Genomic DNA, 23432 nt, shown 5'->3' on the forward strand with positions numbered 1-23432 from the left:
ATACCGGAAACCCCCTCATTCTATCCGTCGGGGCCTGACTCATCCATGCAGGGCGCGATGAATCGTCTCGGCCAGGGTGGCACTGATGCCGGGGACCCGGGCCAACTCCTCGCGACTGGCCTGCCTGACTCCCTGCAGGCCACCGAAGAAGCGCAGCAGCTCGCGGCGGCGACGCGGCCCCACCCCCGGAATGTCCTGCAGGGTGGAGGTGCGCCGTGTCTTGTCGCGCCGTGCCCGGTGGCCGGCGATGGCGAAGCGGTGGGACTCGTCGCGGATGTACTGGATCAGGTGCAGGGCCGGGGAGGCGCCGTCGAGGTCCAGGCTGCGGTCGACGGTCTCGACGAACAGCGTCTCGAGCCCCGCCTTGCGGGTGGTGCCCTTGGCCACGCCGAGCAGGGTGACGCCGCTGACGCCCAGCTCGGCGAACACCTCCCGGGCCATGTTGAGCTGCCCCTTGCCGCCGTCGACGACCAGGATGTCCGGGCGTTCGCCTTCACCTTCGGCCAGGCGCTTGAAGCGACGGGTCAGGGCCTGATGCATGGCGGCATAGTCGTCGCCGGCGGCCACGCCCTCGATGTTGAAGCGGCGGTAGTCGGACTTGCGCGGCCCGTTCTCGTCGAACACCACGCAGGAGGCCACGGTGGCCTCGCCATGGCTGTGGCTGATGTCGAAGCACTCCAGGCGGCGGGGGATGTCCTCGAGCGCCAGGGCCTCGCGCAGGGCCGCGAAACGCTTCGAGAGCTGGGTCTGACTGGCCAGCTGACTGGCCAGCTGCTGTTCGGCGTTGGTGCGGGCCAGCTCTCGCCACTGGGCGCGATGGCCGCGGACCTGGTCGGTCAGGCGAATGCGCTTGCCGGCACGTTCCCCCAGCGCCCGGGCGATCAGGTCGGCGTCCGGTACCGGGTGGCTGGTGATCACCTCCGCCGGGATCTCCCTGGCCTGGCCCAGGTAGAACTGACTGATGAAGTCGCCGAGCAGCGCCTCGGGGCCCAGGTCGAGCCCGTTGGCCGGGGCATGGTGCCGGGCCCCCAGCAGGCGGCCCTGGCGCACCGTGAGCACCGAGATGCACAGCGCCCCGGGGCGGCTGGCCAGCGCGAAGACATCGGCATCGCCGCCACTGGTGTCGACGAACTGGCGCTGCTGCATCTGGCGAAGGTGCTGGACCTGGTCGCGCAGCCGGGCGGCCTCCTCGAAGTCGAGGCGGGCACTGGCCGCCTCCATGGCCTCGGTCAGCTCGCTGGTCACCGCCTCGCTTCTGCCCTCGAGGCACATCACCGCATGCTCGAGGTCACGCCGATAGTCCGCCTCGCTGATATGGCCCACGCAGGGGGCGCTGCAGCGCTGGATCTGGTACTGCAGGCAGGGGCGAGTACGGTGGGCGAAGACGCTGTCCTCGCAGTTGCGGATGCGGAAGATCTTCTGCATCAGCGACAGGCTCTCGCGCACGGCGCCGCTGCTGGGGTAGGGGCCCAGGTAGCGGCCATCGTTATGGCGCACCCGGGCGCGCTTGTACTCCAGGGCGGGGAAGGGGTGGCGGTCGCTGACGAAGACGAAGGGGTAGGACTTGTCGTCGCGCAGCAGGATGTTGTAGGGCGGGCGCAGCTCCTTGATCAGCGTCTGCTCGAGCAGCAGGGCCTCGGTCTCGCTGTTGGTCACCGTCACCTGGATGTCGGCGATGCGGCCGACCAGGGCCTGGGTCTTGGTGTTGAGCGCACCGCGGAAGTAGCTTGCCAGGCGCGCCTTGAGGCGACGCGCCTTGCCCACATAGAGGGTCTCGCCGTGCTCGTCGAGCATGCGGTAGACCCCCGGGGATTCGCTGACGCTGCCGAGGAAGTCGCGGGAATCGAAGCTCATGGAAACGGCGTGCCGGGATCGGGAAGCGGAGCCCCATTCTACCAGATCGTGACCCTCGGCAAGGCGCTCAGTCGGCGTCGGAGAAGCCGTCGACCAGGCCGTGGCGCAGGCCGAGGTGGGTCAGCTCCACATCGGAGGTCACGCCGAGCTTCTCGAAGATGCGGTAGCGGTAGGTGTTGACGGTCTTGGGGCTTAGGAACATGCGGTCGGCGATGTCGGCGACGCGCTGGCAGTTGACGACCATCATCGCCACCTGGAGCTCGCGCTGGGAGAGCTGGTCGAAGGGATTGTCCGGCGCATCGATGCGCGACAGCACCAGTCGCTGGGCGATCTCGGGGCTGACATAGCGCTTGCCGCCGAACACGCAGTGGATCGCCTCGACCATCTCGTCGTGCTGGCAGCCCTTGCTGATGAAGCCATGGGCCCCGGCCTCGAGCAGGCGCTGGGCGAAGGTCTCCTCGATGAAGGCGGTCAGCACCAGGATGCGGATGTCGCTGGCGAAGCGGTTGATCTTGCGGGTGGCCTCCAGGCCGCCGATCCCGGGCATGCGGATATCCATCAGCACGATGTCCGGTTCGAGCTTGCGCGCCTTGGTGATGGCCTCCTCGCCATCGGCGGCCTCACCGACCACGCGGATCCCGCGCTCGGCATTCAGCAGGTGGGCGATGCTGGTCCGTACCAGGTGATGGTCATCGGCGACGAGAACCCTGATCAACGCTGACGCTCCTGAAGACGTGGTGGGGTGAGTGTCGTCCCGAGACGGGGCCTGGCTATAGAAGATGCCAACATGTCGACCGGCTCGGTATCAGTCTCTGTAGGGTGGCACATCACGTCCCTAAGGGGAATTGGCACAAGGCAGAAGAGTGAAATTGCCCTCATGGGGTTGACGCCTATGGGGAGGCTGCGTACTATTTGCCTCGTTCTCGCAAGACGGGAACGATGTGGGGCCTTAGCTCAGCTGGGAGAGCGCAACACTGGCAGTGTTGAGGTCAGCGGTTCGATCCCGCTAGGCTCCACCAACAAGACACATCGAATCAGCCGCTTAGCGCACCCCGCTAGGCGGCTTTTTCGTGCGCCCGTAAAAAACCCGAAAAACTCCCGAAAAATTCGCCATGCCCAAACCTCTAGGAAACCCCTGAACAAATCTCAGTGGAACTGCCCGAGTGCGTCTGGCGGGGTAAAATGGCAGCCTCTCCCCGTCTTTTTCCCAAGCTCATCAGGCAAGCGAGGTACAGCTGTTCAGCCTGTTTGTTAGTCTTGGCCATTGAGACTGCCGACGAATTGACGGGGGAGTGTGTCTTGAATTTTCCCTGGCAGCCGAGTTATTCGTCTGCCAGGGCCAGCAGGCCACATGGGGTGGTCATGTATAACAGTCGAGGCTCCAGCTCGCTTGTCAGCCGGATCCTTATGTAGATATTTGTACTGGGACCTCGATTTTTGGTTCTATAGGCAGGAGTGTTGTTATATATTTTTCCTGAACTTTTTCGTAAAGATCGGGTGTGTTTTTATTGTAAACGCTAACTACTAAGGCAAAGTGTATTTTTTCAGCCTCTTGGGGGGCAGCATTATTTCCGGGCTCCCTAGCTATATAGTGTATATCAAACACAGGTCGGTCTAGCGAGGACCCTCTCTTCCTTATAGAGTTCTTCCGAACAGTATCCCACTTGTGACCATCAGTCCGTAGGTCTGCCTCAGAAGCGAACTCCTGTTTTGTAAAAAAAGACTCAGTATCTGGGAATTGCGGGTCGATCCTTCCTTTTCCTTCTTTCTTAATTCTTGCCTCTGTCTTTTTAAATTTTCCTTTGTGAGGTCTAAATCTTATATCGAGGCCAGCGCGGGTATATTCTCCCGGTGTGTGCGGATCAGTGTTGCATGTGTAGCAGAAAGTTGCGCAGATTTCTACGTTTCCTCTGAGTTGTTCGTCTGGTAAGGGGATAGGAGCACGCATAACCTTTCCTGGCTCCAGCCTTCCTTTGTAGAGAACTTTAATTTCTCCATCTTTGCAAGTGATTGTTTCAACCACATCACTTACCATTCCCCAGCCAACTTCATCAATTGAGTGGCTGCTTGATGAAGCCGAGTGCACCATCAAGGCGCGAATGGCAGTAGGTGTCAAATCAGATCCTAGGTAAGATTTTAGCCCCGCTGCTATACGCATGGCGTAAGGTGTGGAGAAGCTTGTTCCTCTGCTTTCAACAATGCTAAGTTGTGGGGAGATGAAATGGAATGCATTACCTTCTACTCCTCCAAAAGCTACGACATCCGGCTTAATTAAGCCTGGGTTTCTGCCTGGGCCAATTGAGCTGTATGGAGCTCTCATCCAGCCTTCAGTCATACTGTCAGTAGCACCTACTGATAAAGCATTAACGCAGTCGCTAGGTACTTGTATTCTGGATTTCGGCCACGGCTCTTCTCCATCGTTACCAACAGCAATCCCACCGAGACATTGACCACTACCAAGATGGTCATCTAGCATGGCTGTCCAAGCTGTAACGTCGTCTCCAGCAACTTCATGTGGGCCAATGCTGAATGATATGATTGGATAATTCGATTGAGAAAGAACCTCGTCAATATAAATCAAAACGTCATATAAGCTAGAGTCGGTCAAGCCATCACCAAGCACTCTATAGTGATCAACGGAAGCATATGGTCTTTCTAAGTTCCCTGGTTCAACATGCCCAAATAAAAATGCCGAGGTTACCAAGGCTCCATGATTGACGAAGTTGTTAATTGGCCCGCCTATGTTTGCTCCGTCTGAAGGCTCTATATAGTTTACCCATCGGCCATATGGATGTTCCGGCGGCAAACCGCCGTCAAAAATAGCTACACGGTAACTTTCATCCAAAGGGGGGGTAGTCGGAAAAGAAGCCGCAGAGTCAAAATGTTGAGCTTTTATCAGCGTCGGCTCGTCGATAGTGCGAAGCTTTGGCATAGGCCTAATCATTCGGATAAATGAAAAGTCTGCCAGTTCCTCTACGTCTGAGCGTCCACCTCGAGCAGGTATAAAAAGCAGTCCTCTGCTTTGATATGACCTAGACATTCCAAGATCGATATTGTGCTTGCCTGCAAAGTCTACGAAGGAAGGCTCCCAAGAGACATCCTTGGCACTATCAAAATGCAAAACGACTTCAACGGATTCGTTTTCATTGCTAAAATTCCCTGCCATTTTTTCGTTACGATTAGGCAGCGTGGCAGCTTCTAATTTTAAAAAGTCTTCAGCTAAAGCTGTTCCATTTTCAATGCTAGAGAGTTTCTCTCCAAGGGATTGAATAACTTCTTTCTTTCCAGACAAGAAAAGAAATGTCGAAAGAGCTCCGTTCTCATCATCACTCCCCTTTCCTTTAATTGGCTTTATTTTTGTTGATCTGCTGCCAAGTAACCTTAAATTAAGCTGATTTATCAGTCCTTCGGGGAATGCTGAGCGCGATATATATTTTGGGTGTAGCGTAATTCCGATTACAGCATTCCCACCTGCCAGCTTATCATCTGGAATTTCTTCCAGCTGAGAAGAAATAGTTTCAAAATAGCTTTTGAATCTATCTTTTTGAAAGCCTAGGTCATAGAGAGGGTCAGATTCATTGTACCCGCCTCTGTAGCGTACTGTGTCAGTGAGCTTTTCCCCGCGCCCAAAAAGGAATCTTTGTTTGTTTGCCATTCAGACTGCCTCCAATGCGTTCTTCAGAGTTCCTCTTGCTATAGATGTTATACGGCTTGCTGCTCGTTGAGACAGCTTGCTCTCACGGACGAGCTTAACAGCCATTAGCTTCCTTTTATCCTTGTCAAACTTGTCTGAATTTCTCTCGAGGAGCGATCTCATATAATCTTGAGCTCCATCCTCGCCATATAAAAAGCAGCTCTTTCTTAGATTGTTTACTTCTCTCTGAAAGTCGCTATATGATGTCCCTTCCATTATTAGAGTGAGAAAAATAATCCATTCTTTCGGCATGTCGTCTCTGCCCTTTATAAGAGCCATTCCGACTTTTCTAAGATCATCACTGCTCGGTCTGCGAAAATCAATGATCTGGTCAAATCTCCTGTGTATTGCCGGATCGAGTAGGTGGGAGTGATTAGTTGCAGCTATTAAAATATTTTCGTTCCCCCATTGGTCCAACTCTTGCAGTAGTACTGTGACAAGCCTTTTGGTCTCACCAACGTCTGAGCTGTCATCTCTCATTTTAGCCACAGCATCAATCTCGTCAATCAGTAAAACGCAAGGTCTTTCCCTCGAAAAATTGATCGCAGATTTTATGTTGTTACCAGTTTTTCCTAGCAAGCTACTTACAACTGTTGCTAGGTCAAGTGTCAGAAGTGGTCTTTTTAACTGCTGGGCTATGTATTTTGCACACACTGTCTTTCCGACACCAGGAGGGCCAGTAAACAATAGCTTGCTAGTAGGGGTGATTCCAGCAGCTAGCATTTCTTTTAATTTTTTTCGCTCACTCAATACGAGGTTTATTGGCCCTTTTACTTCACTAGATCCTATAAAGCCAGCGGGCAACGTAACTGGATCCTCTACGTTGAGAAGCTCGCTACCTGACTCCTTATCGATAGGGGGGGGAGCATTCACCCCTACCCCAGAATCTTTAACCTTTCTAATGTAAGGTTTTTCTGCTTCTCCCGCCTCGCTGAACATCGCGCTTTTCAGCCGATCCGCGAGAGGATGCCTTTTTGCTTGAAGCGTGCGGATGAGCCTGAGAGCCTGAATTTTGACCTTCTCGCTATCCCCCTTCGCTCCAAGGGCAGCCAGTTGGATCATTTTCTCTGAAATGTAGTCATAATCGTCCATTTGGCTCGTAACCTACTGAATCCTAATATTTTGATGATGGCACAGTTTTATTATGGCATTGCCTCGACAAGCCCACAAGTGGCAGTCTGTAACGATGGATCATGCCCTCAGTCCACCTCTGGGATGGTCCGCCACCCAGGTCACAGCTGGGGCATCCTTTGAATCGAGCCTCTGGATCAGCAGGCTCCATATTAGGACCATGTGTTTTGGTCAGCCTCTTCAGGCGTTTCAGAATCAGACGGGAGTATGCCTAGCTGTAGAAGAAAAACATCGCGGGCTCAGCCCACATTCCCCTAGCAGGGCGGGCATCCCTTGGTTTGGGCCCTTGGCTTCCTGCCAGCGGATACCGTGGCCGTCTAGGTAGATCTCTGTGGTGTCGGACTCGGCGTGCCCCATTAGGATTTGAATGTCCTCAAGGCTGGCGCCCTGGTCTTCGAGCAGCTTGGAGCCGAGCGAGCGGATCTCGTGAAAGGTGGGCCGTTGCCGCGGTTCCAGCCTGGCGATCTCCGGCACATTGTCGCGCAACCGAGCGAACGTCTTGGAAAGCATGTCGTCAGTGACGCGGCTCCAGTGGTCGCGGGCCCGGGTCTCGGCGGTGATGCGCTGATGGACCCGATGGACGATGTAGGGCGACACCGGCGGCACCAGCCGCGAGCGCTGGATGATGTCCTCGATGGCCGGCGTCAACTCGATCGCCACGTAGGCGGTATGGCTGCGCGTGCGGGTCTTCTTCCTTATATAGCGAAGCCGGCCGTCGACGATGTGGTCATACCGGGCGGCGGCGACCTCGGCCCGGCCGAATAGGCAGACCAGGGCGAGCTCCATGGCCACCTGAAACCAGGGCTCGGCCTGATCATAGATGGCCTGGAACTGCCCGGGCGTGAGTCGGCGACGCTGCTTGGTGTATCCGGTATCGCTCTTGCTGGTGGGCTCGATGGGGTTGTCGTCCATCCAGCCCTTGGTGCGGGCGAACTGGAACACTTGGGCGAGCAGGGCCCGGTGGTAGCGGTAGGGCTCTCCTTTATAGTGCTCGTCCAGGTACTCGGCGCACCACCGGGTGGTGATCTGCTCGAGGGGCATGTCGCCGCGATCCTTGGCCAAGCGCGCGAGGGCGTAGCGCTTGTTGGCCCGGGTGCCCGGGGCGAGCTTGCTGGCGCTGTCGACGCGATCCTTTTTGAAGGCTTCGATGGCTGTGCCCAGGGTGATGCCGCTGGTGCCCTCTACCCGGGCCACCAGGTCGGCGCCCTTGGCCAGGCGCGCATTGAGCACGCGTGCAGCGGCTTGGGCCTTGGCCTTGTCGCTGCCCATCCCATGGCGCTTCCCGGTTCTCGGGTTGCGGTAGATGTAGGTGCCGCCCGACTCATAAAGGTTGGGCTCCAGCCCTCGGTGCTTGCGCGTGCGCGGCCTGGCTGCCATCAGCTGTTCTCCATCTCCTTGAGCACGCTGTCGGCGAGCTCGTTGCCGGTCATCACCTTCTCTGCGTCCAGGTCGATGAACCAGGCGCCGCCGATCTTCTTAGCCGGCAGCACTCCCTCCCGGCACCACTTGCGAATAGTCGACATGGCCGGCGGCGTGCCTGCGAAGCGCGCCTTGCGCCACTGATCCGGATCCATCAGCTTTCCCATCATTCTAGTCTCCCGTCATCCTGCCGCCGCCGGGGCCCTTTCCGGGGCCTTCCCGCCAGCGCTGTTCCCGAGCCACCCAGTCGTCATCCTGCTGACGCTGGCGCTTTGCCTTGTGCGCCTCGATCGCCGCCCTCACTCCGGGCACCGCCATTGCCTGCCGGCGTTGCTCGAGCTCCTGCTTCTGGCGCTGGATGATGCCGAGCGCCACCTCGGCCAGCTCCCACTCGCCCACAGGCTTCTCGCCGGCCTGCTTCACCTTCCCCAGCCCGTAGCAGCCGCCGCACGGCTTGTGCTTGGCGCCCTTGATGTGGTCGTGGCCGGTGCCCATGCAGACGGTGCAGGTGTCCGGTGTGATCGGCTGCCAGTTCTGCTCCCAGTCCTTCGCCGTGGTGGCGGTCTCGATCTCGCGGTCGATGTCGCGATAGACGACGATCATCTGTGCGCCGAGCGTGGTATCGCCGTTGTAGTGGGCAACCATGGCGAACCGTCCGCCGTTCTCCTTGTGGGTATGGGTGGGCTGGGTCACGACATCCCTCCGATCATCCAAGCACCCATCCTCACCAGGGCGTAGAACATCGCCGCGATGCCGAGACCAGCGATGAAGCCGATGGCCGCACCGAGCGGTCGGTCACGGCCGTGGCTGAAAGCCCTGTCGGTGGCGAGCCACATCGTGAACAGCACGACGATGGCGGCACAGATGGAGGGTAGCCATGTCGTCATGATCTTCTCCCGGCCAGCGTGGCCCCGTAGTGCTCGGCGATGATCTCGTTGATCGCCGCGATGATGGTGTCGTCCTGCATCCAGATGTGCAGGCTGCCGTTCTTGAACCAGCGGAACTCGACCGGGCCGGCCTGGTAGCCGGTGGCTCCGCCACGCCGCTGGCGCTCGATCGTGTCCGACCAGCGAGCCTCGGGCGGGTCGCGCTCCTGGATCAGGTGGATGATCCGTTGCAGGTCGTCGACCTGGTCGTCGGCGTGCCTGAAGAAGTTCCAGCCCCCGTGGGCCGTGGCGAAGGCATTGGGCACGATCATCCGCAGACCGACCTTGAAGGCGTCGTGGCTCTTGTAGCTGCCACGCAGGCTGGCGAAGAGCTCGACCACGCCCCGGCGCCAGGTCGCTTGCCGGTTGCCGAAGAGATCCACAAAGGTGGTGGTGACGTTCTCCCGGGTGAGCGGCGGCGGGTTCTTCTGCAGCTCCTTGTAATAGGCCTCCTTGTCTTGCTTGCTCATCAGCTCCGAGAGGTGCGAACGGCGCAGCAGATAGAGCCAGCCGCAGCGGTCGAACTCGTCCAGGCACTTGCGCAGCAGGCGCTCCCGGCTCTCCGGCTTGTCGATGCCGTACCAGTCCTGGCTGCGCAGCTCGGATGCCAGCCCGATTCGTGACAGGCCGCCATTGCGGTCAGGCGTCAGGCCGTTGGCCTCGGCGATCATGTCGATGGCCTGGGTCATCAGCGCCTCGGCGCGCTCGCGGCGCTCGAGCAGGCTGTCGAGTTCGCTGGTGGGCGGCGAGACGCCGCGGGTGGCGGTGGAGAGGTCGGTCATGAATCCAGCTCCTCTTCCTCGTCGACCTGGCCGCGCAGGATCCTGAACAGCGCGCCCAGGAGTTGCTCGCGGTCGTCGTAGTCTGTGGGGCTGAGCCGGCCGATCGCGGCGAGCTTGGCCTGAAGTTCCTCGGCATGGTCAGTACCAGTTGCACCGCCGGCGATCCGACTCATCTCCCGCCAGAATTCGTCGTCGGTGTAGAGGCTCAGGTCGCGTATCAGCACCTGAAGCTTCTGGCGGGCGTAGTCGTGGTCCATGTTCATGCCACGGCCCTCGCGGTTGCTGGCGCCGGCATGAACCGGCGCTCGTGGGTGAAGTTGGCCTCGACGATGGCGCGGGCCATCGTCGGACAGACGCTGTTGCCTATCAGGCGCACCTGCTGGTACTTGGGCACCGGCCGCCCCTGCACCCGGGCGAACTGGTAGTCCTCGGGGAAGCCCTGGGCCATGGCGAGCTCGTGGGGCTGGAGCATGCGCATGCCGATGTCGGTGATCACGTACTCTTCGCCTTCGATGGTCACGGTCACCAGCCCGAAGCGGTCCCGTGTGGGCATGGTGTGCAGTGGCTCGCCGCACTCCTGCCCGATGCCGCGGCCGTAATACTTCACCAAGAAGGCGGCGACCGATTCGGCATGGCCATGCCCGGGGCCGCTGGCCTGCTGCAGGGTGACGGCCACCGGTGCGCTGTGATCGGTGGCGGTGATGGTGGGCAGGGGCTTGCGCAGGACGGCACCCACCACGCCACCGTAGTGCTTGGCCAGGAAGGCCGAGACGAGGGCGAAGCTGCCACCCTTCGGCCAGGCGGTGATGGTGCGCAGCGGCTCGCCGATGGCGTTGACCAGCTCCGAGCCGTTGCCGTAGTTGGCGATCGGCACGATGAAGGGCTCGCCGCTCTCAACCACGTAGCGCATCACGCCCTTGGCGATGCGGCGGAGGGTGGCCTCGGCCAGGGGGCGCCGGCGCTCGAAGATGCTGGGGCAGGGCAGCGACCAGTCGATGCAGATGGCGGCGGTGCGCCAGGCAGGGCGCTTTCCCCGGCGGACGTCCGGCGAGGCCGGGTCAACGTGGGTCGGCTTGGGCCAGGCGATCGGCAGGCCGTCGCGACGGGCGATCAGGAACAGCCGCCGGCGGATGGTCGGGGCCCCGAAGTCACACGCGCGCAGGATCCGCCAGTCCACCTGGTAGCCGTGGCGCTTGAGGGTGCGCACGAAGCCGCGGAAGGTCTGCCCCTTGCGCGCAGGGTCCGGCACGATGCGGCCCTGGCTGTCCTTGATCAGCGGGCCCCAGTCGAGGAACTCCTCCACGTTCTCGAGCACGATCACCCGCGGCTTCACCTTGGCCGCCCAGCGTGCCGCCACCCAGGCGAGGCCGCGCACGCTCTTCGACACCGGCCGCCCGCCCTTGGCCTTGCTGTGGTGTCGGCAGTCTGGCGAGAACCAGGCCAGCCCCACCGGCATGCCGTGGGTCGCCTGCTCGGGGTCGATGTCCCAGACGTCGGCCACGCTGTGCTCGCTGCTCGGGTGGTTGGCGGTGTGCACGGCGATGGCGGTCTCGTCGTGGTTGATGGCGAGATCCACCGGCCGGCCCAGTGCCTGCTCGATGCCCTCGCTGGCGCCACCGGCCCCGGCGAAGTTATCGACCACCAGCTCGTGGCCGAAGAGGTTGAGGCTGGTCATGCCGACTTCCCGTAATTCCGGAACAGGGTGGAGGCCAGGCGTCCGTCAGGAGTGGAAAGCACCTCCTGGGCAATCTGCTGGCGCGAGGGCACCGGCTGACGGATGCCGCCTGTCTTGCTGTTGCGGCCGCCGACCTGGTAACGCGGGTCGGGCTTCTTCACCAGGGCCGTGCCTGTCTTCCCCTCACGGTTGCGGCGCTGCACCGTGGGGTAGGGAATGCGGTGCCGGCTGGCCAGCTCCTTGAGGGTGACCCACTCGCCGGTGGCGGGATCTTCAACTCGGTAGATGCTTGCGTCGTGATTCATGAGGCCTCCCGTACCTGGCCGGCCTCACCGCCCAGCCACTGGAGCAGCGTATCGACGCTGGTGCCGAGCACCTGGGCCATCAGCACGAAGTCGGTTTCCAGCCTCACCAGGGCGTCGTCGCCGTCGTCGGCCTGGGCGGCTTCATCGAGGGCCGCATCGGAGAAGCGGATGCCCTTGATGGTCAGGTCGTCGTGGAGGACGAAGCTCATCACGCCTTCAATCTGCAGGGCGAGCTTGCTGGCCTGCCGGCCGCTCTCGAGCAGCTGCTGCATGTCGTCGCTGTCGAGATCCACCTGGCGGCCACGCACCACGCCGTCATCGCCCTTCGCCTTGAGCTCCACCTGGTCACCGATGATTAGGTCGGCCGGCCGCGCGCCAGTGTCGGCGAGCCATTGGGTCATGGCGCGCATGGGCAGCGTCTGACTGGCCAGTGGGGTGACCTTGAGGCTGCCCAGTGTCTCGCGCAGCAAGTCGAGCACCTCCTCGGCCCGCTTGCGGCTGGCGCAGTTGACGCCGATCAGCTTGCGCGAGGCGTCCCACCACAGATCGATGCGCTGGCTGCTCACGAAGGCCCGGGGCAGTAGTTCCTCGAAAACCTGCTCCTTGAGGGTGAGCCTCTCCTGACGACGCAGCTTTCGGCCCTCGCTGGTCTCGATGGCCTCGGCACGCTCCTCGACTTCCTCGCGGACCACGCTGGTGGGCAAGATCCGTTCCTGGCGCACGGCGGTGAGCAGGCGGTGGCCCTGTAGCTCGTGCAGTAGCTGGGTGTCGGTGCGGCCGGCGGGGGCGGACCATCCCAAGCGGCGTGCCTCGCTGCCACCCAGGGGGCGGAAGGCCTGCTCGCCTAGCACTTGCTCGAGGGCGGCGGCATCCAGCTGAGGCGCGTCGTGCAGGCGGTACAGGTGGAGGTTGCGGAACCACATAGGTCTCTCCTCAGATGATCCGGCCCAAGGCCGCATAGATGAGTCGGTCGACAAGCTCCAGGGCGCGGGCGTCATCGCCTCGCCGACGTGCTTCGAAACAGGCTTCTGCCAGGCCGACGGTTCCTTTCCCTTCAACGGGGTCATACCCGTCGGGCAGTTCTTCACTCTGCTGCCCTCGGCTTCTCAGCTCTCGCTCGAGGTCCTCGGTATCGAAATCACTGAGCACGACGTCGACATCAACGGTGACTGTTGTGAAAGGCATGCCGTCTCCCTCAATTCCGCGCCAGCTGGCGCTCGTAGGTGATGGCTGCGCCGGCCAGCCGCATCCCGGGGCAGTCCTCGGCGGCCCTGTCGTGGTAGTCCGGGTGCCCGGTGCGGCGATTGAGTGGCACGCCCCGGGCGGCCTCGGCGCTCCACACGGCAACGCCGGTGCAGTAGGCCTCGAGGCTGGCGCGCTCGACCTGCCGATCGGTGGCCTCAAGCCAGCCCGAGAGCTGGGCGAGGGCGACCAGGACAGCGGCCACGGCGAGAACCTGGAGAGCGCGGATCAGGGCGTGGCGGATCATGCGGCGGCCCTCCCGCGCAGGGTGATGCTGCCTTCGGTGGCCATGGCGGTGAGCAGGCTGCTCAAGCACTGGCGGGCCTCATCAAAGGAGGCGTGCGGCGCGGCGGTATGCACCACGACCAGGGTGCGGGTGGCCGGCACTCGGATGGCGGGGCGCCAGGCCACCCGGTTGTTGGTGGTCAGCACCGGTACCGCGAGCAGCTCGGTGGCCGGGTCGACGCCGGTAGCGGTCATGGCGTAGGAATTCCAGGCGGTGGCGAGGTCGTGCACCGGCACGCTGTGCAGGGCTTGGCTGTCGGCAACTTGGCGGTTCATTGGGCGTCCTCCTCGAGCAGTTGCATCAGTTCGGCGGCGGCATTGCCGAGCTGTACCTGAACCTCGCCCAGCACGGTGGCGTCGCCCCCGGCGGGGATCTCGATCAGGTGGCGGGGTGTGCGCTCAATACCTGGGCGCCAGTGGCTGTCTCGCCGGCAGCCCGCGATGGTCAGCTGTTGAACGCCATTGCGCTGGCCGAACAGGTCGAAGTGGATCAGGTGCTGGCCCTGCAGGTTGATGGCCAGTGCGAGCTCCTGGAGGTGCTGAAGCTGGACAAGCATGGCGCTGGTGATGCCGTTAGCGGCGAAGGTGCCGATCATGCGCTGGGCGGTGGTGGTTTGCGGGATCATGCGTAGACACTCCCTGTATCTCGGCGGGTGACAGTGCGGCTGGCGCTGACCTGAGCCCGCGTGCGGGTAGGTTGGCGGATGCGGAGGCCTTCGCCGGAGTGGTCGGCCAGCATCAGTGCCAGTGCCAACGGAGCAATCCAGCCGCGGCGCATGGCGCGAGCCACGGCATCAGTGGCGCGATTGGCCCGCAGCCGGTAATAGGCGGCTTCGGCGGTGCTCTTGATCGTGGCGGGGGAGACGCCGCGCAGCTTGGCGATCTCCTTCTGGGTCATCCCGGCGGCCAGGCCGGCGAGGAGCTCGGCCTCGCGTCGGGTGGGCAGGCCCATGTCGCGGGTGCCGATCCGGCAGCGCCAGCCGGCGAACTCGATGGTGGTGGGTGCGTTGTCCATTTGTTTTCCCCTGTGCGTTACCTCTGAGGTAACTATTACCCATGGGTAAATGTTGGTCAATACCTACAGGTAAATTATTTCGAGGCAGGCACAAAAAAACCCGCCTCGGTGGGCGGGGACGCACATGTGCTGTGGTCGATGGATTACAGGCGGAGAGGGCGGGCAGCTACATCAGAGCGCTATGGGCTGCGCCATGCTGACGGCGTGACGCATGCCGCACGCGGCACTGCCGCCCATGGAGGAAACGTCGCGTCACACCTGCCCCCGCGCCCTGGCCATGGATGGCCGGGGCGTTTTCGTCTGTGAGGGGCAGGGCAGAAACGAAAAACCCGCCACAGTGGGCGGGTTGGAAAGATAGTATCGGGTGCCTACTGAGATTCAGGCGAGGGGAGGCGATCAAGAATGGTCTGCTGCGTGGACTGGATGTCACGCATCACGTCGCGGATTTCGCCACGCTCGTCGGCAGCCTGCTGGATTTCTACTTGGGTCTCACCGTATGACTTGGCGTAGCTGCCTTGCTCGGCAATCCAGCCGACGGCGATCGCGATCACGATCGCGAACCCTGCAAGCACGCCCCCGACGGTGGCCCAGGCGGTTGTCGTGGAGTGCCGGCGCGCTGAATCGAACTGAGAGTCGAACTTCTGAGACAGCAAGGAAACCTCAGCGCTATGGCGCTCGGATGACCGCTCGAAACGCTCCTCTGCCTTGTTGAAGCCATTTTCCATCCTGGCCACCAGGTCCCGCATGCCGTCGATCTTGGCATCGAGCTCTTTTTCGATGCCATAGAGACGTGCTTCTACGTAAGGATCCTGAGTGCTCATGGCTGGTTCACTCTTAGTGGAGCTGTTGGACGATTGAGCCTCGGCGGCTGGATCTGGCCTATGCGGTGACGTGTCTGCTGACTGCTCAGGCCTCCGGAGGGTGCCATTCTCTAGATCAATGATGCATCCGTCTACCCGGTGCAGATGCTTGGGGTCATGGACGAAAAGCATGCCAATGGCGCCGTGCTCGTCATCCAGCGGGACACCCTCGTGAATCTCAGTGTAGCTGAAGGGGTCCTGCGTGTACGAGGCGGTCTTATCCTTTGTTGTCATGCGACTTTTTCCACTTCACTACAGGATTGACCATGAAATAGTTGAGATGTCCGCATTTTTGACAGCTCGTCACGAAGCATGGCGTCTTATAGGTTGCGCCTGTCTCTGGATATTCATGGAGCGGCATCCCGACGATGGCAGGCTGCTCCAGGAATTCTTTTTGACCGGTCTCTTCATCATACTTAATTGCAGCCATGATACTGATATCATGCTTGCAGACTGGGCAGCACGCTTCTGGATCCAACTGCTCGAAGAACTCAAGCAATTCCCCACCAGTAACATCAAGCACCTCTTGCGGGAAAGCCTGACCCACCTTCTTCTGCGGGCTGTCTTTCGACTGCTTTGATGCGTCAGTCATAAAATACCTATATATCAGTATGTTGTGAAGAACATGCTGGCGCGATCAATCAAACACCTCCCACCAGAACACGCGGCCGATGATCCGAGGGGCGTCCTCGCCCATCAGGCTGCAGATCTCCTCGGGGTACTCGTCGGCGTTGTCGCTGACCAGGCGGACCTTGCCCAGGGGCAGCTTGTAGAGCCGCTTCACACGCAGCATGCCGCCATGGTCCAGGGCGTAGATCTTGCCGTCGATGACATGCCGGCAGCCCTTGTCGATGGCGATCGGTGAGCCGTCGGCGATGGTGGGCTCCATCGAGGAGCCAGACGCCGTGGCGCAGGCGCCGTTCTGGGGCTGCACGCCGGCCCGTGCCAGCCGGGGCAGGCTGAAGCGAACAGAGTTGCCGTGGTTCTCTATCACCTGGGTGCGGCCGTCGCCGGCGGAGAACTCCACCTCCCGGAAGCAGGGCAACTCTACCTCGTCGGGGCGCAGCGGGCCGTCATCCTCCACGATCTCGGTGTCGTGGAGAACCATGTCGTCTCGTCGGGGAGTGGCAGCCCCAGCGGCGCCGCCAATGGGGGCAGTCACAACCTTCTGTGAGTCAGCGCCGACAGCGGGCTCGGGAGGTGCCTTGTCCATCCAGCCTTCCGGAAGGCCTAAGGACCGCTCAATGTGCCTGGCGAAATCCTCCCCGATGTTCTTGCGGTGCGCCTTGTCGCTGAGGCAGCGCGAGATGTAGCTGGGCTCACGTTCTATGGCATGGGCCAGCGATGCCCTCTTCCCCTGGAAGCGTTCCTCCAAGAGCTGGCGCAGGTTTTCGCGGCGACGGTCCGAGATTTTCATGAGCTTATCATCAGCCACCGTTACTAATAGGTAAATTACCCAGAGGTATTGACTGATATTTACCCATGGGTAATGCTTGTGTGCAGAGCACACAGGAGCCCCCCATGAAAACTCGACATGAAGGCTTGCTGCGTTGGCTGCGTGACGCGACTGACGAGCAGGTTTCATCCACTGGCACCACGCGTGCCTACCTCAAGCAGATTGGCTATGGCCACAAGCCGGCATCACCGGAGATTGCCGTGCGCGTTGAAGCAGCTACTGAAGGCGCTGCGACCCGTAGATCCCTCCGTCCTGATGATTGGCATGTTCTGTGGCCAGAGCTCCTCACCTCTGACACCCCAAAGGTTACACCCGGCCGGGCCACGGCAACGACGCCCTGACCGGGGTGGTAATGCATACAGGTATTCAGGAGCAGGGGGATTTCATGGAAGTAGCACAGCACATGGCGACCGACGACCCGAGCTGGCACGACCTGATCACCGCGGCGAGCCGTGCGGCCTTCCAGATCGAAGCCGCCGAGCTCCGTGGCGATGCCCGGGAGGAGGTCCGCCAGCGGGTGATCTACCACACCGCCCAGGCCGAACTGCTGGCGAGGACCCTGGCCTATGACCGGGCCGCGCAGGCGCAGATCGCCAAGAACCAGCAGGACCACCGGTGCAAGGCCGAGGCCTACCAGCGCGAGCTCGACAGGCTGACGGAGACGAAGGGAGGGGAGCGCGATGTTTGACTTCTTGAGGCGAATCCGCGCCATGCAGCGCCTAGCTCGCGATGACCGTGGTGAGGAGCTGGATCGAGTCCTGAAGGCGATGGAGGAGGGGGGCACCTTCACCGGAGCCAAAGGGATCATGCTGCTCTCTCTGGCGAGTGACCGACGCTGGATCGAGATGAACATGCGCATGAATCACCACCACTACCTCTCCGACCATCTCTTGGGCGAGGCATGGGCACGCCGCCTCGATAAACACATCCAGGCGACGCGGACAGAGGATCTCACCGAGATCCTGGAGAAGCGCTAATGATCCTGGAATGCGCTGAACTTGCGAATGATGGGTTGCAGGCTTTGCCAGATCTCCTCTCCGAAGTCGCTATCAGCAATGTACTCCATGGCGGCGAGGGCCTCTCCACGGGACTCGTTTGCCCAGCTTTGGTCGACACCTATGTGTCGCTCAATCGAGTCGAGGCGCCCCAGGATCTCGGTCTGCATCATCAGAACGCTTTTCAAGAGCTTATCGGTTTCGGCCATGTCGTTGCTCCAGTGGGGTGTGTGAGAGCTCCCAGCGTAGCGGGTGACGCCATGGCCTTCTATCAACGCGGAGGTGGGGCATGACCTGCATCACCGCTGCCATGTTGCCGAGCCTGCTGGGCCGCCCTGTGGCCTACCAGCCGGTGTTCACCCGCCTGCCCGGGGTGACGGTGCAGGGCGCCATCTTCCTGAGCCAGGCGCTGTTCCTGTGCGGCACGCCGACTGCCCGCAAGCGGGATGGCTGGTTCTGGAAGGAGCAGCAGGGCGACCACGACAGCTGGGAAGCCGAGACCGGGATGAGCGCCAAGCAGCAGGTCACTGCTCGCCGCCAGCTGGTGTCGATCGGGGTGCTCGAGGAGGTCCGCAGGGGCGTGCCGGCGAAGACCTGGTACCGGGTGAATACCGAGGTGCTGGCGCTGCGTCTGGCCGAGGTGCTGGCCGAGGAAGAGGTGCCGGAACAGCCCACAGCCCCCGCCACTGGCCACAATCTCCCATCAGGAGAATCTGAAAACGCCCAACCGGAGAATCAAGAATCGCCGGAAGGGAGTGCACAGAACCGCCCGAATGGAGATTTCTTACAGAGACTACAACAGAGAGGTACCCCCTCTCTCTCTGGCGCGGATGCGAGCGATGCGCCGAGCGTGTTCGACCGTGCCGATGGCCTGAGCGACGACGGCCACCCACTGGACGACACTGCCAGCCAGCTGCCGCCCCTGGCCGGCCACCGCGACCGCCAGCAGCCGATGACCCTGGACTGGGAGCCGGACCTGCCGACCTGGCAGTGCGCCTGCTTCGACCGCGGCTTGCCGGTGGACGTCGATGTCTCGATCGCCCTGATCGATTTCCGCGAGCACTACGCCGCCCAGCCAGGGCGCACCCATACCCCTGCCGACTGGACCCGCCGCTTCGCCAAGTGGGTCCACCAGAACCTGCAGCGCCAGGCTGCCCAGCCCGCCGCCACCGGAGGTGACCATGCAAACCGCCGCCAACGTACTCCAGCACGTCGTCTCACCGCAGCAGAGGCGCGTCAACGTGACCGACTCGCCCGCGAGCAACCTGCAGCGCGAGTCTTCGACGGCCAGTGCGCCGGCTCTCGCTGAGCAGGACATGGACCTGGTTTTCGATGCCATGGGCCAGCTGTTCGGTGCCAAGTTCTCTAGCCAGTGGGGCAGCTACGACGCCGACGGTGCCTGGCTGGCTGAGCTTTCCCACTTGAGCCGCCGCCACCTGGAGCTGGGGATCTCACGGCTGCGTCAGCAGGTGCGTGAGGCGGCCCGCTCCGGGGACGAGGCCTGGCCGCCCCAGCCGGTGGCTTTCGCCGCGCTGTGCGAGCCGCGTCCGGAGGATCTCGGCATGCCGGACGTGGCCGTGGCCTGGCGCGAGGCAGCAGGCCATGCCCACGACCCCGCTGGTCATCGCTGGCGCCATGAGGCTGTGCGCCTCGCCGGTGCCGCGGTGGGCTGGTGGGAGATCACTCACGTGGTGCCCAGCCGGGTCGAGCGACTGGAGCGCCGCTTCGCTCGGGAGTATCAGGCGCTGATCAACCGGGTGATGGCCGGCGAGGATCTCACACCGCGTCAGCTGCTCGAGCACGACGGCAACCGCAGCGCCGCCGAGCTGGCCGAACGCGCCGGGCGCGAGGCCGCACAGCAACAGGTAGAGGCCGCGGGCCTGCCGCATGCCATGAACGCCGACCAGGGGCTTCGCTCCCTGCGCGCAGCCCTGGGGAGGGACTGATTATGACCGCACTGGCACAACCCACCAGCAACGAGGTCAAGCGCGAGGGCCTGGACCACGCCCGCCGTGCCGGCCGGACTGCCCTGCAGCAGGGCCGCATCCTGCGCCATCTCTACTGGCTGGCCGAGGGGCAGGGCAGCACCCGGCAGGACATGGCCGAGGCTCTGGGGCTGGCGCTCTCGAGTGTATGCGGGCGCTGCGCCGAGCTGGCCGACCTCGAGCTGATCGCGCCGATCGGCACCGTGGGCAAGCCGGCCCGCCAGGTGCTGGGGATCACCGAGAAGGGCATCGACCACCTGCTGGCGGTGATGGAAGACGACCAAGGGAGCAGCGCATGAAACCCATCGACCTGGAGAACGCCATCCTGATCGCCCTGCGCCGCTGCGACGGCCGGGCCGGGAGTGAAGGCGCCACCGTAGGCCGGCTGCACAAGCTGCTGGCCGAAGGCTATGCCAAAGCTCCGATCTGGCGCGAGGTGGCCAACGCCGTGTGCCGGCTGGAGCGCATGGGCCTGGTGCGGCTCGTGGGTGACGAGACCATCGGCGAGGACTGCCACCCCACCTACGTCTTGAGCCCTGCCGGGAACCGGGCGGCCCACACCGCCCGCATCCAGCAGCATAACGCCGGCGTGCTGAACAATGAGGTGGACCATGGCTGCGCATGAACGTATCCGGGTGCCCGACTCGGTGCACCACTGCCGCCACTGCGACATCAAGTTCCGCCGGGCGGATGCTGCGCCGATCCCCGATGACCGCTGCCAGGCCTGCCACGAGGAGATCGAAGCGCGGAGACTCGATGCGCCTACCGACGCTTTCATGACCGCACCGTTGACACGCCCCAGCACTCGCCGCTGCGTGCAATGCGGCCAGCAGCGCCCGCACGGCCACTTCGCCGAGCAGGTCTCTCTCGACCACGATCCGCAGCGCTGGCGACGAATTGAGCACGACGCCTGCCGAGCTTGTCGGGTAATGAAACGCACCGCACCGGGGAGGGCCTTTCGATGACGCCATTGATCAGCTCCGGGCTGTTGCTCGCCACCGCCGGCCTCTCTATCGCCCTGGGACTGACCCTGCGCCAGCTCTACCGCGAGCTGGCCGGCCCCGAGGACGAGGGAGGTCGCCCATGACTGCCGATCCCGGCCACCAGGTGCTGCGCGCGCTGGCGCTGCAGGCCAACCGCGAGGGCAGCACCCCGCTCGACACCATCATGAACCATGTCTCGGGCATCACCTGGAGCGACGCCGAGGAGGCCCTGCAGCGCCTGCAGATGCTCGGCCAGGTTCGCTCTCTCTCCATGGGGCACTGGTTCATCACCCGCGAGGGGCTGGCTGAGCTGCGCCGACAGACCGAGGCCCTGGCCCGGGAGGCGCGTGATGGATGACAACCCCAAGGGAGGCACGCTGGCGCGCCAGGCCGCCATGCTCTGCGAGCTGCCGGTGTTCGGACTCTACCTGGACCAGCGCCGCCGCTGGCGCCAGGGCCTGAGCCCCGCCCAGCTGCCGGACGGCACCCACACCGCCCAGGACGCCGCTGATGCACTGCGTCAGGCCTGCGGCATCGAGAGCCGCGCCGAGCTGGATCACAACGACCAGGCCGCGGCGATGTACAAGCGCATCGCCGCGGACTTCAACCGCTGGAAGAGGAGGGCGGGACTGTGACCGAAGCCAATCACCCGATGGAAGACCAGGCCCGGGCCCTGGTCGATGACTTGAGGTTCTGTGAGTTCCTTGATGTCTGCCATGCTCTGCGAAGGGGCTGGCCGCATAGCCGCTACAGCGCCCGGCGCTGGCTCGAGGAGCAGTGCGGCATCGAAAGCCTGGGGCACTTGGCCATCGATCCGGAGGCGGCTGCCGCCTTCGCCGAGATCTCCCGGCGCTTCGCCGCCTGGGACCGCAATGGGGAGCTGGAAGTATGAGCCTGATTACGAAACATGAGGCGAACACGACTGGCCGCGACTTCTTCGTCGGCGACATCCATGGCCAATACGACCTACTGATGGAGGCCATGGCCCGGGTCGAGTTCGACAAGGCACGCGACCGGCTTTTCTCGGTGGGCGATCTGGTCGACCGAGGGGCTGAATCTTTCGAGTGCCTGTCGCTTGCCTTCGAGCCCTGGTTCTACGGGGTGCGCGGTAACCACGAGATGCTGGCCTATGACGCCCTGAATGAGGGAGCCGGCCAGGCCTGGGATCTCTGGCAGATCAATGGCGGCAGCTGGGTATACCTCCAAGGCGTTCATGAGGTGCGCACCATCCTCAATGCGGCCATGGAGCACCTGCCCTATGCCCGGGAGGTCGAGGTGGAGGGCAAGCATATTGGCATGGTGCATGCGGAACCGCCAGGCGACTGGGGCCTGCTCCAGCTGGAGGACCACTCGGCTGGCCTCGAGTCCCTGGTATGGGGCCGCAAGCGAATCAGGCAGATGGATGTGACACCGGTGGCCAACATCGACGCGGTGGTGGTTGGGCATACCATCCTCGAGCACCCGGAAACGCTGGGTAATGTCCACTACATCGACACCGGGGCCTTTACCACCGGCCGACTGACACTGATCGATGCCCGGGAGGTGCTGGCTTGACCTACCGCAAACGCAAAATGCCCACCCTGGCGCAGATCAAACGCAACCCGCCGCCCGGGGCGAAGGGGTATAGGCGACCGGACGAAAAGGGGAAGCGCAAACCCGCCGGGCAGGGGAGGCGCTGATGGAGCGCATGGAAGTGATGATGCCCTGGCCGCCCAGCACCAACAGCATCTGGCGCAATGTCGGCAAGCGCACCCTGCTAAGCAAGGAGGCCCGGGTCTACCGCAACCGGGCGAGGGGAGAGCTGCTGGCGCAGGGAGCCGCCAATACCAAGCTGGCGGGCCGGGTGGCGGTGGAGGTGATGCTCTATCCGCACAACGCCCGGGCATTCGACATCGACAACAAGCTGAAGGCTCTGCTGGATGCGCTGACCTACAGCCGGGTATGGCTGGATGATGGGCAGGTGGACGAGATCCTGGTGCGCCGCGCTGAAGAGCATCGAGACGGCGGCCAGGCGCTGGTGATCATCAAGACGATGGAGGTGGGTGAGCATGGGGATGGCAGCACTGGCGACGACACGGAGTGTGATGATGACGCGTGACGACTGGCAGCGGGTGGCCAGCCCCTGGCGGGTGGTGGAGGCGGCAGCCACCGACGAGGTGGCCCGGGATGCGGCGGTGATCCGCATCATCGACACCTGCCTCGAGCTGCAGCTGGTGCTCCGGCATGACTCGTTGGGCTATCAGCCGTTCTCGGTGACGGGTAACGTGCCGATGCCGGGGTCCGGCCGGAACATCGACCAGGCCATGCTTGCCGCCGAGCGCTATCGTCCCGAGAGCGAGTGGCACAGCGCCTGCGCCTGGCTGCTCGACAAGTTGCCCCGCCGCCAGGCCGCGGCGATGATGATGCAGGCGGCTCGGGTGCGTCCTGACAAGCTGGGCAGTAGCCAGTGGTCGGTGACTGCATCGCAGATGGTGGGGCGACAGGCTCTGCTGCTGCGCGACCTGGGCATGGCGGAGCATGTGCGGACCCCGTTCGCCAGCGTGGAGGATCTTCAGAAGGCCGCCCAGCGGGCCCGTAAACGGCTGCGCGAATGGCTGGCCGATGAGGCGTACCAACAACATCTTGACGAAGTGTCCGGTTAGCACTACCTTATGTAGTAGGCTGCTGGCGCTTTGCGCTGAAAGCCACCCCCTTTCGACGCCCTGCCGGTTCCCGGCGGGGCGTTCTCGTTTGCAGCAGGCGAGACAGACGGCAAGTCGCCGGGCTCATAACCCGGAGATACTTGGTTCGACTCCAGGGCTTGCTACCAGATACGCCCCTCCCAG

General features: G+C 62.6%; 37 protein-coding genes and 2 tRNA genes. 17 read left to right on the forward strand and 22 right to left on the reverse strand.

Features of this window, described 5'->3' with window-relative positions; genetic code table 11:
* Positions 1–39: 39 nt before the first annotated feature.
* Entirely contained in the window at positions 40–1854 is a 1815-nt protein-coding gene (gene uvrC, locus M8009_RS00475) for an excinuclease ABC subunit UvrC (RefSeq protein ID WP_250058802.1), read from the reverse strand.
* Between the two features lie 67 nt (positions 1855–1921).
* Positions 1922–2569, reverse strand: a complete 648-nt coding sequence (uvrY, locus tag M8009_RS00480) for a UvrY/SirA/GacA family response regulator transcription factor (RefSeq protein WP_250058803.1) — start codon at positions 2567–2569, stop codon at positions 1922–1924.
* Between the two features lie 228 nt (positions 2570–2797).
* On the opposite strand from uvrY, the gene M8009_RS00485 reads away from it, so the two are divergent.
* Positions 2798–2873, forward strand: a tRNA-Ala gene (locus tag M8009_RS00485).
* Between the two features lie 386 nt (positions 2874–3259).
* Here the strand turns inward: M8009_RS00485 and M8009_RS00490 are convergent.
* The 19 genes from M8009_RS00490 to M8009_RS00580 form a co-directional block, all read right to left on the reverse strand.
* Positions 3260–5509, reverse strand: a complete 2250-nt coding sequence (locus M8009_RS00490; RefSeq protein ID WP_250058804.1) for a S8 family peptidase — start codon at positions 5507–5509, stop codon at positions 3260–3262.
* A complete protein-coding gene (locus M8009_RS00495) occupies positions 5510–6640 on the reverse strand; it encodes an AAA family ATPase (RefSeq protein WP_250058805.1) in 1131 nt (376 codons plus the stop codon). It lies immediately after the preceding gene.
* Positions 6641–6874: 234 nt separating this feature from the next.
* Positions 6875–8056 (reverse strand): tyrosine-type recombinase/integrase, encoded by a 1182-nt coding sequence (locus tag M8009_RS00500; RefSeq protein WP_250058806.1) that lies wholly within the window; start codon positions 8054–8056, stop codon positions 6875–6877.
* Positions 8056–8268, reverse strand: a complete 213-nt coding sequence (locus M8009_RS00505) for a helix-turn-helix domain-containing protein (RefSeq protein WP_250058807.1) — start codon at positions 8266–8268, stop codon at positions 8056–8058. The genes M8009_RS00500 and M8009_RS00505 overlap by 1 nt, the downstream gene beginning before the upstream one ends.
* 1 nt (position 8269) lies before the next feature.
* Positions 8270–8791, reverse strand: coding sequence for a hypothetical protein (locus tag M8009_RS00510; RefSeq protein ID WP_250058808.1), 522 nt, complete (start codon positions 8789–8791; stop codon positions 8270–8272).
* The gene (locus tag M8009_RS00515) at positions 8788–8985 is read right to left on the reverse strand and encodes a hypothetical protein (RefSeq protein WP_250058809.1); all 198 of its coding nucleotides are present in this window, start codon (positions 8983–8985) and stop codon (positions 8788–8790) included. The genes M8009_RS00510 and M8009_RS00515 overlap by 4 nt, the downstream gene beginning before the upstream one ends.
* Entirely contained in the window at positions 8982–9806 is an 825-nt protein-coding gene (locus M8009_RS00520; RefSeq protein WP_250058810.1) for a DUF4942 domain-containing protein, read from the reverse strand. The genes M8009_RS00515 and M8009_RS00520 overlap by 4 nt, the downstream gene beginning before the upstream one ends.
* Complete coding sequence (locus tag M8009_RS00525; protein ID WP_250058811.1) at positions 9803–10069, reverse strand: hypothetical protein; 267 nt, start codon at positions 10067–10069, stop codon at positions 9803–9805. The genes M8009_RS00520 and M8009_RS00525 overlap by 4 nt, the downstream gene beginning before the upstream one ends.
* Complete coding sequence (locus tag M8009_RS00530) at positions 10066–11481, reverse strand: DNA cytosine methyltransferase (RefSeq protein WP_250058812.1); 1416 nt, start codon at positions 11479–11481, stop codon at positions 10066–10068. Before M8009_RS00530 ends, M8009_RS00525 begins: the two co-directional genes overlap by 4 nt.
* On the reverse strand, positions 11478–11786 hold the full coding sequence (locus tag M8009_RS00535; RefSeq protein WP_250058813.1) for a hypothetical protein: 309 nt from the start codon (positions 11784–11786) through the stop codon (positions 11478–11480). The genes M8009_RS00530 and M8009_RS00535 overlap by 4 nt, the downstream gene beginning before the upstream one ends.
* The gene (locus tag M8009_RS00540) at positions 11783–12709 is read right to left on the reverse strand and encodes a recombination-associated protein RdgC (protein WP_250058814.1); all 927 of its coding nucleotides are present in this window, start codon (positions 12707–12709) and stop codon (positions 11783–11785) included. The genes M8009_RS00535 and M8009_RS00540 overlap by 4 nt, the downstream gene beginning before the upstream one ends.
* Before the next feature lie 10 nt (positions 12710–12719).
* Positions 12720–12971 (reverse strand): hypothetical protein, encoded by a 252-nt coding sequence (locus M8009_RS00545; protein ID WP_250058815.1) that lies wholly within the window; start codon positions 12969–12971, stop codon positions 12720–12722.
* A gap of 10 nt (positions 12972–12981) precedes the next feature.
* Entirely contained in the window at positions 12982–13275 is a 294-nt protein-coding gene (locus M8009_RS00550) for a hypothetical protein (RefSeq protein ID WP_250058816.1), read from the reverse strand.
* Positions 13272–13589, reverse strand: a complete 318-nt coding sequence (locus tag M8009_RS00555; protein WP_250058817.1) for a hypothetical protein — start codon at positions 13587–13589, stop codon at positions 13272–13274. Before M8009_RS00555 ends, M8009_RS00550 begins: the two co-directional genes overlap by 4 nt.
* Positions 13586–13939: a hypothetical protein gene (locus tag M8009_RS00560; RefSeq protein ID WP_250058818.1), complete on the reverse strand. Its 354-nt coding sequence runs from the start codon at positions 13937–13939 to the stop codon at positions 13586–13588. The genes M8009_RS00555 and M8009_RS00560 overlap by 4 nt, the downstream gene beginning before the upstream one ends.
* Complete coding sequence (locus M8009_RS00565) at positions 13936–14328, reverse strand: response regulator transcription factor (protein WP_250058819.1); 393 nt, start codon at positions 14326–14328, stop codon at positions 13936–13938. Before M8009_RS00565 ends, M8009_RS00560 begins: the two co-directional genes overlap by 4 nt.
* Positions 14329–14696: 368 nt before the next feature.
* Positions 14697–15422, reverse strand: coding sequence for a hypothetical protein (locus M8009_RS00570; RefSeq protein ID WP_250058820.1), 726 nt, complete (start codon positions 15420–15422; stop codon positions 14697–14699).
* Positions 15406–15780 (reverse strand): hypothetical protein, encoded by a 375-nt coding sequence (locus M8009_RS00575; protein ID WP_250058821.1) that lies wholly within the window; start codon positions 15778–15780, stop codon positions 15406–15408. Before M8009_RS00575 ends, M8009_RS00570 begins: the two co-directional genes overlap by 17 nt.
* A gap of 45 nt (positions 15781–15825) precedes the next feature.
* A complete protein-coding gene (locus M8009_RS00580; RefSeq protein WP_250058822.1) occupies positions 15826–16296 on the reverse strand; it encodes a S24 family peptidase in 471 nt (156 codons plus the stop codon).
* 413 nt (positions 16297–16709) lie between these two features.
* Between M8009_RS00580 and M8009_RS00585 the strand changes: the two genes are divergently transcribed.
* From M8009_RS00585 to M8009_RS00595, 3 genes are read left to right on the forward strand one after another with little or no spacing between them, the layout of a single operon-like run.
* Complete coding sequence (locus M8009_RS00585; RefSeq protein ID WP_250058823.1) at positions 16710–16985, forward strand: transcriptional regulator; 276 nt, start codon at positions 16710–16712, stop codon at positions 16983–16985.
* A 44-nt stretch (positions 16986–17029) separates the two neighbouring features.
* Positions 17030–17332 (forward strand): hypothetical protein, encoded by a 303-nt coding sequence (locus M8009_RS00590; RefSeq protein ID WP_250058824.1) that lies wholly within the window; start codon positions 17030–17032, stop codon positions 17330–17332.
* Positions 17325–17621, forward strand: coding sequence for a hypothetical protein (locus M8009_RS00595; RefSeq protein ID WP_250058825.1), 297 nt, complete (start codon positions 17325–17327; stop codon positions 17619–17621). Before M8009_RS00590 ends, M8009_RS00595 begins: the two co-directional genes overlap by 8 nt.
* On the opposite strand, the gene M8009_RS00600 is transcribed toward M8009_RS00595, so the two are convergent.
* On the reverse strand, positions 17618–17848 hold the full coding sequence (locus M8009_RS00600; protein WP_250058826.1) for a hypothetical protein: 231 nt from the start codon (positions 17846–17848) through the stop codon (positions 17618–17620). The genes M8009_RS00595 and M8009_RS00600 overlap by 4 nt on opposite strands.
* An 80-nt stretch (positions 17849–17928) precedes the next feature.
* On the opposite strand from M8009_RS00600, the gene M8009_RS00605 reads away from it, so the two are divergent.
* The 13 genes from M8009_RS00605 to M8009_RS00660 all read left to right on the forward strand — a co-directional run bounded on the left by M8009_RS00605 (position 17929) and on the right by M8009_RS00660 (position 23416).
* A complete protein-coding gene (locus M8009_RS00605; RefSeq protein ID WP_250058827.1) occupies positions 17929–18948 on the forward strand; it encodes a DnaT-like ssDNA-binding domain-containing protein in 1020 nt (339 codons plus the stop codon).
* Positions 18949–18955: 7 nt separating this feature from the next.
* Positions 18956–19585, forward strand: coding sequence for a replication protein P (locus M8009_RS00610; RefSeq protein ID WP_250058828.1), 630 nt, complete (start codon positions 18956–18958; stop codon positions 19583–19585).
* A 2-nt stretch (positions 19586–19587) separates the two neighbouring features.
* Positions 19588–19923: a hypothetical protein gene (locus tag M8009_RS00615; RefSeq protein ID WP_250058829.1), complete on the forward strand. Its 336-nt coding sequence runs from the start codon at positions 19588–19590 to the stop codon at positions 19921–19923.
* Positions 19920–20249 (forward strand): hypothetical protein, encoded by a 330-nt coding sequence (locus tag M8009_RS00620; RefSeq protein WP_250058830.1) that lies wholly within the window; start codon positions 19920–19922, stop codon positions 20247–20249. Before M8009_RS00615 ends, M8009_RS00620 begins: the two co-directional genes overlap by 4 nt.
* Positions 20236–20589 carry a hypothetical protein gene (locus M8009_RS00625; protein ID WP_250058831.1) on the forward strand — a complete coding sequence of 118 codons (354 nt, stop codon included), beginning with the start codon at positions 20236–20238 and terminating at the stop codon, positions 20587–20589. The genes M8009_RS00620 and M8009_RS00625 overlap by 14 nt, the downstream gene beginning before the upstream one ends.
* Positions 20586–20711 (forward strand): hypothetical protein, encoded by a 126-nt coding sequence (locus M8009_RS19035; RefSeq protein WP_284047672.1) that lies wholly within the window; start codon positions 20586–20588, stop codon positions 20709–20711. The genes M8009_RS00625 and M8009_RS19035 overlap by 4 nt, the downstream gene beginning before the upstream one ends.
* Entirely contained in the window at positions 20708–20965 is a 258-nt protein-coding gene (locus tag M8009_RS00630; protein WP_250058832.1) for a hypothetical protein, read from the forward strand. Before M8009_RS19035 ends, M8009_RS00630 begins: the two co-directional genes overlap by 4 nt.
* Positions 20958–21242, forward strand: a complete 285-nt coding sequence (locus M8009_RS00635) for a hypothetical protein (RefSeq protein ID WP_250058833.1) — start codon at positions 20958–20960, stop codon at positions 21240–21242. Before M8009_RS00630 ends, M8009_RS00635 begins: the two co-directional genes overlap by 8 nt.
* Entirely contained in the window at positions 21239–21499 is a 261-nt protein-coding gene (locus M8009_RS00640; RefSeq protein WP_250058834.1) for a hypothetical protein, read from the forward strand. Before M8009_RS00635 ends, M8009_RS00640 begins: the two co-directional genes overlap by 4 nt.
* Entirely contained in the window at positions 21496–22161 is a 666-nt protein-coding gene (locus M8009_RS00645) for a metallophosphoesterase (protein ID WP_250058835.1), read from the forward strand. The genes M8009_RS00640 and M8009_RS00645 overlap by 4 nt, the downstream gene beginning before the upstream one ends.
* 124 nt (positions 22162–22285) lie before the next feature.
* Positions 22286–22705 carry a RusA family crossover junction endodeoxyribonuclease gene (locus M8009_RS00650; protein WP_250058836.1) on the forward strand — a complete coding sequence of 140 codons (420 nt, stop codon included), beginning with the start codon at positions 22286–22288 and terminating at the stop codon, positions 22703–22705.
* Complete coding sequence (locus M8009_RS00655; RefSeq protein WP_250058837.1) at positions 22695–23249, forward strand: hypothetical protein; 555 nt, start codon at positions 22695–22697, stop codon at positions 23247–23249. The genes M8009_RS00650 and M8009_RS00655 overlap by 11 nt, the downstream gene beginning before the upstream one ends.
* Before the next feature lie 92 nt (positions 23250–23341).
* Positions 23342–23416, forward strand: a tRNA-Met gene (locus M8009_RS00660).
* Positions 23417–23432: the final 16 nt, after the last annotated feature.

Origin of the sequence: Halomonas gemina (assembly GCF_023554995.1) — a bacterium.
Taxonomy (GTDB): Bacteria; Pseudomonadota; Gammaproteobacteria; order Pseudomonadales; family Halomonadaceae; genus Halomonas; species Halomonas gemina.

Excerpts from the sequence above, each read along its gene's own strand:
- M8009_RS00625 (WP_250058831.1), top strand. The coding sequence starts at position 20,236 with ATGGCTGCGCATGAACGTATCCGGGTGCCCGACTCGGTGCACCACTGC.
- M8009_RS00560 (WP_250058818.1), bottom strand. The coding sequence starts at position 13,939 with ATGATCCCGCAAACCACCACCGCCCAGCGCATGATCGGCACCTTCGCC.
- M8009_RS00550 (WP_250058816.1), bottom strand. The coding sequence starts at position 13,275 with ATGATCCGCCACGCCCTGATCCGCGCTCTCCAGGTTCTCGCCGTGGCC.
- M8009_RS00585 (WP_250058823.1), top strand. The coding sequence starts at position 16,710 with ATGAAAACTCGACATGAAGGCTTGCTGCGTTGGCTGCGTGACGCGACT.
- M8009_RS00655 (WP_250058837.1), top strand. The coding sequence starts at position 22,695 with ATGACGCGTGACGACTGGCAGCGGGTGGCCAGCCCCTGGCGGGTGGTG.
- M8009_RS00595 (WP_250058825.1), top strand. The coding sequence starts at position 17,325 with ATGTTTGACTTCTTGAGGCGAATCCGCGCCATGCAGCGCCTAGCTCGC.
- M8009_RS00555 (WP_250058817.1), bottom strand. The coding sequence starts at position 13,589 with ATGAACCGCCAAGTTGCCGACAGCCAAGCCCTGCACAGCGTGCCGGTG.
- M8009_RS00635 (WP_250058833.1), top strand. The coding sequence starts at position 20,958 with ATGGATGACAACCCCAAGGGAGGCACGCTGGCGCGCCAGGCCGCCATG.
- M8009_RS00530 (WP_250058812.1), bottom strand. The coding sequence starts at position 11,481 with ATGACCAGCCTCAACCTCTTCGGCCACGAGCTGGTGGTCGATAACTTC.
- M8009_RS00565 (WP_250058819.1), bottom strand. The coding sequence starts at position 14,328 with ATGGACAACGCACCCACCACCATCGAGTTCGCCGGCTGGCGCTGCCGG.
- M8009_RS00630 (WP_250058832.1), top strand. The coding sequence starts at position 20,708 with ATGACTGCCGATCCCGGCCACCAGGTGCTGCGCGCGCTGGCGCTGCAG.
- M8009_RS00490 (WP_250058804.1), bottom strand. The coding sequence starts at position 5,509 with ATGGCAAACAAACAAAGATTCCTTTTTGGGCGCGGGGAAAAGCTCACT.
- M8009_RS00605 (WP_250058827.1), top strand. The coding sequence starts at position 17,929 with ATGACCTGCATCACCGCTGCCATGTTGCCGAGCCTGCTGGGCCGCCCT.
- M8009_RS00570 (WP_250058820.1), bottom strand. The coding sequence starts at position 15,422 with ATGACAACAAAGGATAAGACCGCCTCGTACACGCAGGACCCCTTCAGC.
- M8009_RS19035 (WP_284047672.1), top strand. The coding sequence starts at position 20,586 with ATGACGCCATTGATCAGCTCCGGGCTGTTGCTCGCCACCGCCGGCCTC.
- M8009_RS00525 (WP_250058811.1), bottom strand. The coding sequence starts at position 10,069 with ATGAACATGGACCACGACTACGCCCGCCAGAAGCTTCAGGTGCTGATA.
- M8009_RS00610 (WP_250058828.1), top strand. The coding sequence starts at position 18,956 with ATGGACCTGGTTTTCGATGCCATGGGCCAGCTGTTCGGTGCCAAGTTC.
- M8009_RS00520 (WP_250058810.1), bottom strand. The coding sequence starts at position 9,806 with ATGACCGACCTCTCCACCGCCACCCGCGGCGTCTCGCCGCCCACCAGC.
- uvrC (WP_250058802.1), bottom strand. The coding sequence starts at position 1,854 with ATGAGCTTCGATTCCCGCGACTTCCTCGGCAGCGTCAGCGAATCCCCG.
- M8009_RS00515 (WP_250058809.1), bottom strand. The coding sequence starts at position 8,985 with ATGACGACATGGCTACCCTCCATCTGTGCCGCCATCGTCGTGCTGTTC.
- M8009_RS00505 (WP_250058807.1), bottom strand. The coding sequence starts at position 8,268 with ATGATGGGAAAGCTGATGGATCCGGATCAGTGGCGCAAGGCGCGCTTC.
- M8009_RS00495 (WP_250058805.1), bottom strand. The coding sequence starts at position 6,640 with ATGGACGATTATGACTACATTTCAGAGAAAATGATCCAACTGGCTGCC.
- M8009_RS00545 (WP_250058815.1), bottom strand. The coding sequence starts at position 12,971 with ATGCCTTTCACAACAGTCACCGTTGATGTCGACGTCGTGCTCAGTGAT.
- M8009_RS00500 (WP_250058806.1), bottom strand. The coding sequence starts at position 8,056 with ATGGCAGCCAGGCCGCGCACGCGCAAGCACCGAGGGCTGGAGCCCAAC.
- M8009_RS00600 (WP_250058826.1), bottom strand. The coding sequence starts at position 17,848 with ATGGCCGAAACCGATAAGCTCTTGAAAAGCGTTCTGATGATGCAGACC.
- M8009_RS00650 (WP_250058836.1), top strand. The coding sequence starts at position 22,286 with ATGGAGCGCATGGAAGTGATGATGCCCTGGCCGCCCAGCACCAACAGC.
- M8009_RS00580 (WP_250058822.1), bottom strand. The coding sequence starts at position 16,296 with ATGGTTCTCCACGACACCGAGATCGTGGAGGATGACGGCCCGCTGCGC.
- M8009_RS00645 (WP_250058835.1), top strand. The coding sequence starts at position 21,496 with ATGAGCCTGATTACGAAACATGAGGCGAACACGACTGGCCGCGACTTC.
- M8009_RS00540 (WP_250058814.1), bottom strand. The coding sequence starts at position 12,709 with ATGTGGTTCCGCAACCTCCACCTGTACCGCCTGCACGACGCGCCTCAG.
- M8009_RS00590 (WP_250058824.1), top strand. The coding sequence starts at position 17,030 with ATGGAAGTAGCACAGCACATGGCGACCGACGACCCGAGCTGGCACGAC.
- M8009_RS00620 (WP_250058830.1), top strand. The coding sequence starts at position 19,920 with ATGAAACCCATCGACCTGGAGAACGCCATCCTGATCGCCCTGCGCCGC.
- M8009_RS00535 (WP_250058813.1), bottom strand. The coding sequence starts at position 11,786 with ATGAATCACGACGCAAGCATCTACCGAGTTGAAGATCCCGCCACCGGC.
- M8009_RS00575 (WP_250058821.1), bottom strand. The coding sequence starts at position 15,780 with ATGACTGACGCATCAAAGCAGTCGAAAGACAGCCCGCAGAAGAAGGTG.
- M8009_RS00615 (WP_250058829.1), top strand. The coding sequence starts at position 19,588 with ATGACCGCACTGGCACAACCCACCAGCAACGAGGTCAAGCGCGAGGGC.